The sequence below is a fragment of the Streptomyces sp. NPDC031479 genome, assembly GCF_055581065.1.
Genome location: NZ_JBVIKC010000055.1, coordinates 45,495 through 54,922, shown reverse-complemented (window position 1 = coordinate 54,922; position 9,428 = coordinate 45,495). Strand labels below are relative to the sequence as shown.

Below are 9,428 nucleotides of genomic sequence, written 5' to 3'. Positions count from 1 at the left end.
TTTCCCTGGTCCCCCCCAAATAGAAAAAAGAAAAACAAAATGGGGTCTCCCCCCCCCCCCCCCCCCTCTCCCCCCCCCCCCCACCGGAAGGGGTGAAGAGTCGTAACTTTCCCGTACGGTTCGCGTTCGAGCACGCTAGAAAGGGGCCCGCTCCCGTGCGGGCCTACGCGAACATCTCCTGCCGCGCGGACACCTTCTGCCGCGCGGACCGCCGCCGTGCCGCCAGGCCCGGGTCGAGGGCCGGTACGGCGTCCAGCAGCTGCCGGGTATAGGGGTGGGCGGGGCGTTCGTAGACCTCGTCGACCGGGCCCTCCTCGACGATCAGGCCGCCGTGCATGACCGCGACCCGGTCGCTGACCTGCCGGACCACCGCGAGGTCGTGCGCGATGAAGACGAGCGCGATCCCCAGCTCCCGCTGGAGTTCCGCCAGCAGGGCGGTGACCTGTGCCTGGGTGGTGACGTCGAGGGCGGACACCGGTTCGTCGCAGACGATCAGCGTGGGTTGCGGGGCCAGGGCGCGGGCGATGCCGACGCGCTGGCGCTGGCCGCCGCTGAACTCGTGCGGGTAGCGGTCGTAGTGCCCGGCCTCCAGGCCGACGCGGGTCAGGAGTTCCTCCACCCGGGCCCGGATCGCGGCCCCGTCGCGCCGGCCCGCCGCGCGCAGCGGGTCGGCGATGGACTCGCCGACGGAGCGGCGGGGGTTGAGGGAGGACACCGGGTCCTGGAACACCATCTGGGCGCCGGGCGCGATGCCCCGGGTCTCCCGGCCCTCGTGGTGGATCCGGCCGGAGCCGGGTGCCAGCAGCCCGACGAGCATCCGCCCGAGGGTGCTCTTGCCGCTGCCGGACTCCCCCACGATGCCGAGCGTCTCCCCGCGGCGCACCGCGAGCGAGACCCCGTCGGCCCGGTCCGGTCCGCCGACGGCGACGACGCGCCGCTTCCCGCGGCCGAACTCCCGGCGCAGGCCGAAGGCTTCGACGACGGGCCCGTGCGCGTCGGGGACCGGGCGCAGCCGGGGGGCGCGCGGACCGTCGAGCCGCGGGACGGCCGCCAGCAGCTCGCGGGTGTACGGGGCCCCGGGGGCGGACAGCACCCGGCCCACGGGGCCCCGCTCCACGGCGGAGCCGCCGCGCATCACCAGCAGCTCGTCGACGCTCCCGGCCGCCACGCCCACGTCGTGCGTGACCAGCAACAGCCCCAGGCCCCGTTCCTCGCGCAGGCCGTGGAGCAGGTCGAGGATCCGGGCCTGGACGGTGACGTCGAGGGCGGTGGTGGGTTCGTCGGCGATCAGCAGCCGGGGTTCGCACGCCAACGCCATGGCGATCAGGGCCCGTTGGCGCATGCCTCCGCTGAACTCGTGCGGGCGGGAGCGGGCGCGGCGGGCCGCGTCGGGGATGCCGACCCGGTCGAGGACCTCGACGGCGCGGGCGCGGGCTGCGCGCCGGGAGGCGGTGGTGTGGATCCGGTACACCTCGGCGATCTGGTCGCCGACGCAGTGGTACGGGTCGAGGGAGCCGAGCGGGTCCTGGAACACCATCGCCGCGGTGCCCCCGCGCAGGGCGCGCAGTTGCCGTGTCGGGGCGGTGCCCACGTCGGTGCCGCCGACCCGTACGGTGCCGCCGAGCCGGGCGCCCGTACCGCGGTGGAGTCCGAGCAGGGCGGCCGCCACGGTGGACTTGCCGCTGCCGGACTCGCCCACGAGGGCCAGGGCGCGGCCGGGTTCCAGGGTGAAGGACAGCCCGTCCACGGCGCGCAGGTACTCCCCCGGCGCGCCGACGGGGAAGTCCACCACCAGGTCGCGGACGTCCACGAGGGGTTCGGTCATGTCAGGGCCACCCTTCGGTCCGCTACGGCGTACAGCAGGTCGGCGACGGCGCCGGCGATCACGACGGCCGCGCCGATGGCGAGGACGACGCCGACGACCACCGGCAGGTCCACGACCCGCACCCCGTCGATGAGGGTCTTGCCGAGGCCGGGGATGCCGAACAGGGACTCGGTCAGCACCGCGCCGCCGATCATCGTGCCGAAGTCCACCGCGCTGAGGGCGATCACGGGCGCGACGGCCCCGCGCACCGCGTGCCGGGTGACCAGCGCACGCTCCCCCACCCCGTAGGCGCGGAAGGTGCGGATGTGGTCGTCGGCGAGCGTCTCCAGGGTGGAACTGCGGGTGACGCGGGCGTACTTGGCGCTCTCGAAGAAGCCGAGCGTGATCCAGGGCAGCAGCAGGTTCCAGGCCCACTGCTCCGGGTCCTCGCCGAAGGGCACGTAGGTCGGGAAGGGCAGCCACCGCAGGTGGGCGCAGACGGCCATGAGCAGGAGCAGGCCGAGGATGAAGACGGGGGTGCCGGTGGCGGCGAGGGTGATCACGGTCAGCGCGCGTTCGGTGAACCCTCCGCGGCGCAGCGCGGACAGCAGTCCGGTGCCGACGCCGAGGACGAGCCAGATCACCAGTGCGCCCAGCGCCAGGGAGAAGGTGGCGGGCAGGCGTTCCAGGAGCAGCTCGGTGACCTGCCGGTCGTTCTGGTACGAGAACCCGAGGCAGGGCGCGTCGCAGTGCAGGAGGAGTCCGGCACCGCCCGGGTAGTCGCGGCCGGCCACCAGCCCCCGGAGGAAGCGCAGGTACTGGACGACGACGGAGTCGTCGAGCCCGAGCTGCGCGCGCACCTGGGCGATCTGCGCCGGGTTGCACCGCTCCCCGCAGGCGAGGCGGGCGGGGTCGCCGGGGGCGACGTAGAAGAGGGCGTAGACGGCGACGGACAGGGCGAGCAGTACCAGGACCGCCCCGCCGAGCCGGTTGAGCACGAAGCGGGTCACGTCGTGCGTTCCTTTCCGGTGCCGACCCGCAGGCGGGAGGCCTCGCGCGGGTCGAGGGCCGTGCGCAGGGCGTCGCCGAGGACGGTGAAGGCCAGCACGGTGACGAAGAGCAGCCCGGCGGGGAGCAGGACGTAGGCGGGGTCGGCGCGGAACCAGGTCTGGGCACTGGAGAGCATCTGGCCCCAGGAGGGGGTGGGGGGCTTCACGCCGATGCCGAGGAAGGAGAGCGAGGCCTCGACGACGATGTTGCCCGGGACGAGGATCGCGGCGTAGGTGATGACGGGTGCGGCCAGTGAGGGCAGCAGTTCCCGGCGGGCGATCCGCAGGGTGCCGTTGCCGGAGAGCCGGGCGGCTTCGACGAAGTCCAGGCCGCGCAGGGTGAGCGTCTGCGCCCGCACCATGCGGGCGGTGGTGCCCCAGCCGAGCAGGCCGATGGCCAGGACGAGCAGCAGCGGGCGCGGGAAGCCCGGCGGGACGACGGCGGTGAGGGCGACGGCGAGCACCAGCAGGGGCAGGGCGATCATCACGTCGGTGAGCCGGGCGACGAGCGCTCCGGCGACGCGGTGGCCGAGTCCGGCGGCGAGTCCGGCGGCGACGCCGACGAGGACCTGCACGGTGGTGGCGCCGACGGCGACGAGCAGGGAGATCCGGGCCCCGTAGAGCAGCCGGGTGAACAGGTCGCGGCCGCTGCCGGGTTCGACGCCGAGCCAGTGGTCGGCGGAGATCCCGCCGAAGGGGCCGAGGGGTACGCCGCCGCGGGCGGAGTCGACGAGGTCGTCGTGGTAGGCGTTCGGATCCTGGCCGGTGAGCTGGGCGAACAGCGGGGCGGCGAGGGCGAGGAGGACGAGGAGGGCCAGGACCGCGGCGGCGGTGACGGCGGACGGGCGTCCGCGCAGCCGCCGCCGGACCTGGCGGCCGGTGCCCGCGGCCGGGGTGGCGACCCCGGCCGCGGGCACCGGCCCGTTGGTCAGGGTGCTCACTTGACGGCGACCTGGGAGATGTCGAGGACGCCGGTCCAGTCGCTGATCACGACGTTCTTGACGTCCTTGCCGACGAGCCGCTTGTAGACGGGGTGGAAGAGCGGGACGTCCAGGGCCTGCTCGCCGATCTTCTTGTCGAGGGCGCCCCAGCGCTTGCCGGCCGCCGCGAGGTCGGTGAGCTTGGCGATCTCGTCGATCTCGGTGTTCACGGCGGGGTCGTTCAGCTGGGCGTGGTTGTAGTTGGAACCGTTGGTGACGATCTGCCGGCCGTCGAAGATCGGCGCGAGGAAGGGGCCGCCGGAGGGCCAGTCGGCGCCCCAGCGGGAGAGGAAGAAGCCGGGGGTGTTCCTGGCGTCCCAGCGCCGCTCGTTGAAGGCGTTGGTCTCCAGGCCTTCGAGCCTGACGGTGATGCCCGCGGCCGCGAGGGCCTGCTGGACGGCCGTGGCGATCTCCGGGCTGGTCTGGCGGTTCTGGGCGTTGGAGTGGGTGAGGGTGACGGTGAGCCCGTCGGGGAAGCCCGCCTCCTTGAGCAGTTCCCTGGCCTTGGCCGGGTTGCCGGTCCTGCCCGCCGGGAAGTGGTCGTAGGCGCTGTACCCGAAGGCCTCGCGCTCGGGCAGGAAGGTGGTGGCCGGTTCGGCCAGCGCGGAGCCGCCGGCCGCGTTGACGACGCTGGTGCGGTTGACCGCGTAGGAGATGGCCTGGCGGACCTTCGGGTTGTCGAAGGGGGCCACCTTCGGGTTGAAGGCCAGGTAGTTGACGTAGCCGAAGTGGCCGGTGCCGACGCGGGAGGCGAGCTGCTTGTCGTCGCCGATCTGCGCGAGTTCGGCGGGGCCGAGGTTGGTGTCGGTGGTGACGGCGGCGGCGTCGGCTCCGGAGCCGGTGGACAGCCGCTGGTTGACGACGGCCGCGTCGAGGCCGGAGCGGACGTCGATCCGGTCCGGGTAGGCCTTGCGCTCCTCGTCGGTCTTCGGGTCCCAGTTCTCGTTGCGCTCCAGCAGCAGGGTCTCGCCGTCGCCGGTGTTCTTGACGACCTTGTACGGGCCGGAGGAGACCGGGTGCTCCTCGTACTTGACGCCGGTGTCCTTGGCCCTGGGCACGGGGGCGAACTGCGTCTGGGTGGCGAGGAAGGGGAACTCGCCCTCGGGCTTGCGGAGTTTGAAGACGATGGTCTTGGCGTCGGGCACCGCGATGGAGTCGAGGCCCTTTCCGCCGTCCTTGTACGGGCCCTCGTAGGTCTCCCCGCCGACCAGCCAGTCCCGCAGGTAGGGGGCACCGCCCGACAGTTCGGCGGCGAAGGAGCGCTCGATGCCGTACTTGATGTCGGCGGTGGTGATCGGGCTGCCGTCCTCGTACTTCAGCCCGTCCTTGAGGGTGTACGTCCACTCGGTGGCGTCGGCGTTGGGTTTGCCGAGGTCGGTGGCCAGGTCGGGGACGACCTTGGCGCCGGCCGGACCGTCCTCGCGGTTGCGGGTGGTGAGCGTGCGGAACACCAGCGAGGGAACGTTGCCGCCGCCCGAGGTGTAGAGGCGGGCCGGGTCGAAGTCGCTCTGCGGCTCGTTGTTGAGGACGGTCAGGGTGCCGCCCTTCTGCGGGGCGGACCCGGAGGCGCCCGGCCCGCCGCCGGCGGAGGCCTTGTCCGCGGCGTCCTCGGGCCCGCAGGCGGCGGCGCCTCCGGCCAGTGCGAGGCTGACGGCGACCGCGGCCACACGGCGCGATATCTGGGACTGGCGCATGGGAAAAGGGACCTCTCGGCGGGCAGCTGCACGGTGACTGCCGCGGCTGCGGGATGCGTGTACGGGATGCGGAAGCGGCCCGGCGGGAGGCGGCGTTCGGGATCACCGGTGGAATGCGCACCGAGGAGGAGGACGCCGCGCCCGCGGGCAGGAATGCCCGGGCGCGGCGAGACGGTTCGAAAACGGGTCGCGCGCTCAGGCGGGCGTCAGCGACAGGAGATGTCGGCCACGCTGTGCGCGGCCACACCGAGGAGCGCCAGCTCTATGGCGGCGCTCGCGGCGGTGGTGTGGCGGTGCGACATGCGGAGAACAATTACCGATCACCGGACGGGCTGTCAACGCCGATCCGGCCGTCCGGCCGTCGCTCTTCGGTCAACTCCCGGGAAAGACCCAGGGGTTGGGCAGGCAGTGGATGTTGTCGATGTCGAGGGACTTGGTCTGCTGCTGCATGATCGGCGCGAGCGAGCCCGGGGTCTGGCAGCTCACGTGCCCGTGGCCGAGCCGGTGGCCGACCTCGTGGTTGATGAGCATCTGCCGGTACGCGAGCATCTGGTCCGGGCCGTAGGTCGGTGAGCCCTGCGCCCACCGGAAGGCGTTGATCATCACGCGTTCGGTGGCGGCGGAGTCGCAGGAGACGTTGTCCACGGTGGTGTCGAGGCCGGACTTCGCGCACCAGGTGCCGGTGGTCCCGGGGCTGGCCAGGGTGATCACGAAGTCGGCCTCGCCGGCCGGTACCCGCTCGAAGGTCATCGCCCCGCCGTGGCCCCAGCTGCGCGGGTCGTTGAGGGTGCGCTGCACGGCCTCGGCGAACAGCTGCGGGTCCAGGCCCAGCCCCTGCTCGACGTCGACGCGGTAGCGCACCACCTTCCCCTTGCCCGGCGCCTTGGCGAACCCGGGGACGGTGTCGAAGGTGCCCGGACCGGCGAGCTTCGCGTCGATGGGCAGCTGCAGCGCCATCTGCTGTTCGTAGGTCTGCGGCTGGGCGGCGGCGGGCGGGTTGGCCGGGGTGGCGCGGCCGTCGGAGCGGGAGGCGGCGGACTGGCCGCTCAGGGAGCGTTCGGGGGCGTCGTCCCCGGCGGCGTGCGCGTTGCCGGGGGCGGAGTCGCCATCGGCGACCACCTGGCCGGCGACCACGACGGCCAGCACGGTGGTGACGGCCGCCGCGGCCATCCCGGTGTACGTACGGATCCGCGTGCCCCGGCCCGCGACGGGCGGCTCGGCGGCCCCGGAGCCCACCGGGGTCGCGGGCGCTTCGGGCCGGCGCGGACCGGGCACGCGGCGGTGGGAGCCGGTGGAGGTGAAGGGGTCGGGCGCGGGCGGCGGGGGCGCCACCGTGACCCGGGGGAACCCGACGGCGGGGGTGCCGAAGGCCGGGGTGTCAGTGTCGCGCACGGGCGTGTCGCCGGCATGCGCGGGCGGGGTGTGCACGGTGGCCCGGGGGGCGCCGCGCCAGTCGCCGTAGACGCCGGCGGCTTCGGGGGCGGGGTGCGCCCCCCAGGCCCCGCCGGGCTCGCGCTGCTCGGGGTGCCCGCCGGGGCGGGCGCCGGGCGGGGCGGGGCGGGTCGGGTCGGCGTAGCCCCGGTGGCTGACGGTGGCCCGGGTGTCGCGGCGCGCTCCGGGCGCGCCCCGGAACGCCGGCCCGGGTGTGAAGGGCTCCGGCTCCGGCTCCGGCTCCGGCTCCCGGGGCGCCGCCTCCGGCCGCGGACGGGCGGGGGCGGAGTCCTTGCGACTATGTCGTCCCACGGTCCTCAGCCCTTGCTGTCTTCGGTGTTCCGGTCGGTGTCGTGCAGCAGCTCCCGGAAGGCGGCGGCCACCACCTCGGGGTACTCCATCATCGCCACGTGGCCGGCCTCGGGCAGACTCAGCAGCCTCGATCCGCGGAAGGCCGCGGCGGCCCTGCGCGCCATCCGGTACGAGACCAACTGGTCCCGGCCGCCGTAGACCAGCAGCGTCGGCGCGAGCACGCGCCCGGCCTGGCGCCACAGTCCGTGCTGGCCACCGAGGGTGTAGGCGTCGACGATCCCGCGCGAGGAGCGCGTCATCGCCTCCCAGAAGTACGGCAGCTCCATCCGGCGCCGCATCTCCTCGACGGCGCCCCGGAAGCCTTCCTCTGTCACCCGTGAGGGGTCTCCGTAACAGAGGGCCGTCACCCCCAGGGTGCGCTGTTCGGCGCTCAGGCCCCGGGTGAGCCGGACGAGGAGGGGTGCCGCGCCCGGTACGGCGAGCAGGGCGGTGGGCACCGCCGACCACTGCACGCGCAGCTCCGGCAGCGCGGGCGAGACCAGGGTCAGGGTGCGCACGAGGTCGGGCCGGACCGCGGCGACGCGGGTGGAGACGGCGCCGCCGAGGGAGTTGCCGAAGAGGTGGACGGGGCCGCGCCCGGCGGCGTCGAGGTGGCGGATGACCGCGCGGGCGAGCCCGGTGACGGAGTAGTCCCGGTCGGCGGGCGGCGGCGACCAGCCGAAGCCGGGCAGGTCCACGGCCTCGCCGTCGACGCTGCCGGCCAGCCGCTCCATGAGCTCCGACCAGTTCTGTGAGGAACCGCCGAGTCCGTGCACGAAGAGCGCGGGCGGCAGGCCTTCCCGCACCGGTGGCCGGAAACGTACGTTCATCTCCAGGCCCGGCAGCGCGACGGTGCGCAGCTGCTCCCCCTCGGCCACCCGCGCGGCCCCCACCTGGGAGGTCGGCTCGACGGTGGACCGCACACCCGGCAGCTCGGTCGAAGACATGGGCCAATGTTACGAGACGATCACGCCCACCCCCGTGTCATCGCTTGTGTTGGCGGTCACAGGATCGTCTGGCGGCGGACCGGCGATCCTCCTAGGCTCGTAGGGAGGAGGACGAGGGAAGGCGAGGGGAGCGCGATGACAGTCGATCCCGCGGAGCCGGAGACCTTCCGCAAGGAACTCCGGGAAGCACTCAACACCGAGGCTCCGGAGGCGGACACCGCGGAGCAGTACATCGAGATCGAGCCGCAGGAGGACGATTCGCTCACCGACCTGGAGCCCCTGGAGGCCCCGGAGGCGGATGCCGCGGAGCAGGCACGGGTGGTCCCGCTGGACGAGGACGACTACCGCTGACGGGCGCTGACCAGCGTGTCAGGGGTGTGTCCGGGTGGTCCGTACCGCGAGAAAACTCGGCTTGAACCCACCAGATTCGGTTACCGAAAAGTACGATGGCGGCGCGGCGCAGAGCGCACTGTGTTCTTGAAGAAAGTGGGAGGCGGCGTGACAGCCATCGAGCAGACCGAGGCAGCGCGTCCGCGGGGCACGCGACTGCCGCGCCGTGCCCGGCGCAACCAGCTGCTGGGCGCGGCCCAGGAGGTGTTCGTCGCGCAGGGCTACCACGCCGCCGCGATGGACGACATCGCCGAGCGCGCCGGCGTCAGCAAGCCGGTGCTGTACCAGCACTTCCCCGGCAAGCTCGACCTGTACCTGGCGCTGCTGGACCAGCACTGCGAGGCGCTGCTGGTGGCGGTGCGCACGGCACTGGGGTCCACCAGCGACAACAAGCTGCGCGTCGCCGCGACGATGGACGCGTACTTCGCGTACGTCGAGGACGAGGGTGGCGCGTTCCGGCTGGTGTTCGAGTCCGACCTGACGAACGAGCCCGCGGTGCGCGAGCGCGTCGACCGGGTCTCGCTCCAGTGCGCGGAGGCCATCTCGGACGTCATCGCCGAGGACACGGGCCTGTCGAAGGACGAGTCGATGCTGCTGGCCGTGGGCCTGGGCGGCGTTTCGCAGGTGGTGGCCCGGTACTGGCTGTCCAGCGAGAGCCCGGTCCCCCGTGACACCGCGGTGGGGCTGCTGACCTCGCTCGCCTGGCGCGGCATCGCCGGCTTCCCGCTGCACGGCACCGAGGGCTGAGCGGGCGGGTCCGGCGGGCGCCGGCGGCGGGCCCT

The 9,428-nt window shown here is 73.6% G+C and carries 9 protein-coding genes; 2 read left to right on the top strand and 7 right to left on the bottom strand.

Annotated features, from left to right (window positions below):
• Positions 1-163: 163 nt before the first annotated feature.
• From ACZ5D2_RS36110 to ACZ5D2_RS36080, 7 genes are all read right to left on the bottom strand, one after another.
• Positions 164-1,825, bottom strand: a complete 1,662-nt coding sequence (locus tag ACZ5D2_RS36110; RefSeq protein ID WP_371676774.1) for a dipeptide ABC transporter ATP-binding protein — start codon at positions 1,823-1,825, stop codon at positions 164-166.
• Positions 1,822-2,814: an ABC transporter permease gene (locus tag ACZ5D2_RS36105; RefSeq protein ID WP_371676775.1), complete on the bottom strand. Its 993-nt coding sequence runs from the start codon at positions 2,812-2,814 to the stop codon at positions 1,822-1,824. Before ACZ5D2_RS36105 ends, ACZ5D2_RS36110 begins: the two co-directional genes overlap by 4 nt.
• Positions 2,811-3,770, bottom strand: coding sequence for an ABC transporter permease (locus ACZ5D2_RS36100; RefSeq protein ID WP_371681168.1), 960 nt, complete (start codon positions 3,768-3,770; stop codon positions 2,811-2,813). Before ACZ5D2_RS36100 ends, ACZ5D2_RS36105 begins: the two co-directional genes overlap by 4 nt.
• Positions 3,771-3,790: 20 nt before the next feature.
• Positions 3,791-5,527: an ABC transporter substrate-binding protein gene (locus tag ACZ5D2_RS36095; protein ID WP_468935394.1), complete on the bottom strand. Its 1,737-nt coding sequence runs from the start codon at positions 5,525-5,527 to the stop codon at positions 3,791-3,793.
• A 206-nt stretch (positions 5,528-5,733) separates the two neighbouring features.
• Entirely contained in the window at positions 5,734-5,829 is a 96-nt protein-coding gene (locus ACZ5D2_RS36090) for an Ms4533A family Cys-rich leader peptide (RefSeq protein ID WP_356211301.1), read from the bottom strand.
• A 70-nt stretch (positions 5,830-5,899) separates the two neighbouring features.
• Positions 5,900-7,270, bottom strand: coding sequence for a DUF3152 domain-containing protein (locus ACZ5D2_RS36085; RefSeq protein ID WP_468935391.1), 1,371 nt, complete (start codon positions 7,268-7,270; stop codon positions 5,900-5,902).
• Positions 7,271-7,275: 5 nt separating this feature from the next.
• The gene (locus ACZ5D2_RS36080) at positions 7,276-8,256 is read right to left on the bottom strand and encodes an alpha/beta fold hydrolase (RefSeq protein ID WP_371676778.1); all 981 of its coding nucleotides are present in this window, start codon (positions 8,254-8,256) and stop codon (positions 7,276-7,278) included.
• A 135-nt stretch (positions 8,257-8,391) separates the two neighbouring features.
• Between ACZ5D2_RS36080 and ACZ5D2_RS36075 the strand changes: the two genes are divergently transcribed.
• Positions 8,392-8,607 (top strand): hypothetical protein, encoded by a 216-nt coding sequence (locus ACZ5D2_RS36075; RefSeq protein ID WP_371676779.1) that lies wholly within the window; start codon positions 8,392-8,394, stop codon positions 8,605-8,607.
• 147 nt (positions 8,608-8,754) lie between these two features.
• Complete coding sequence (locus tag ACZ5D2_RS36070) at positions 8,755-9,393, top strand: TetR/AcrR family transcriptional regulator (protein WP_371676780.1); 639 nt, start codon at positions 8,755-8,757, stop codon at positions 9,391-9,393.
• The last annotated feature ends 35 nt before the right edge of the window (positions 9,394-9,428 follow it).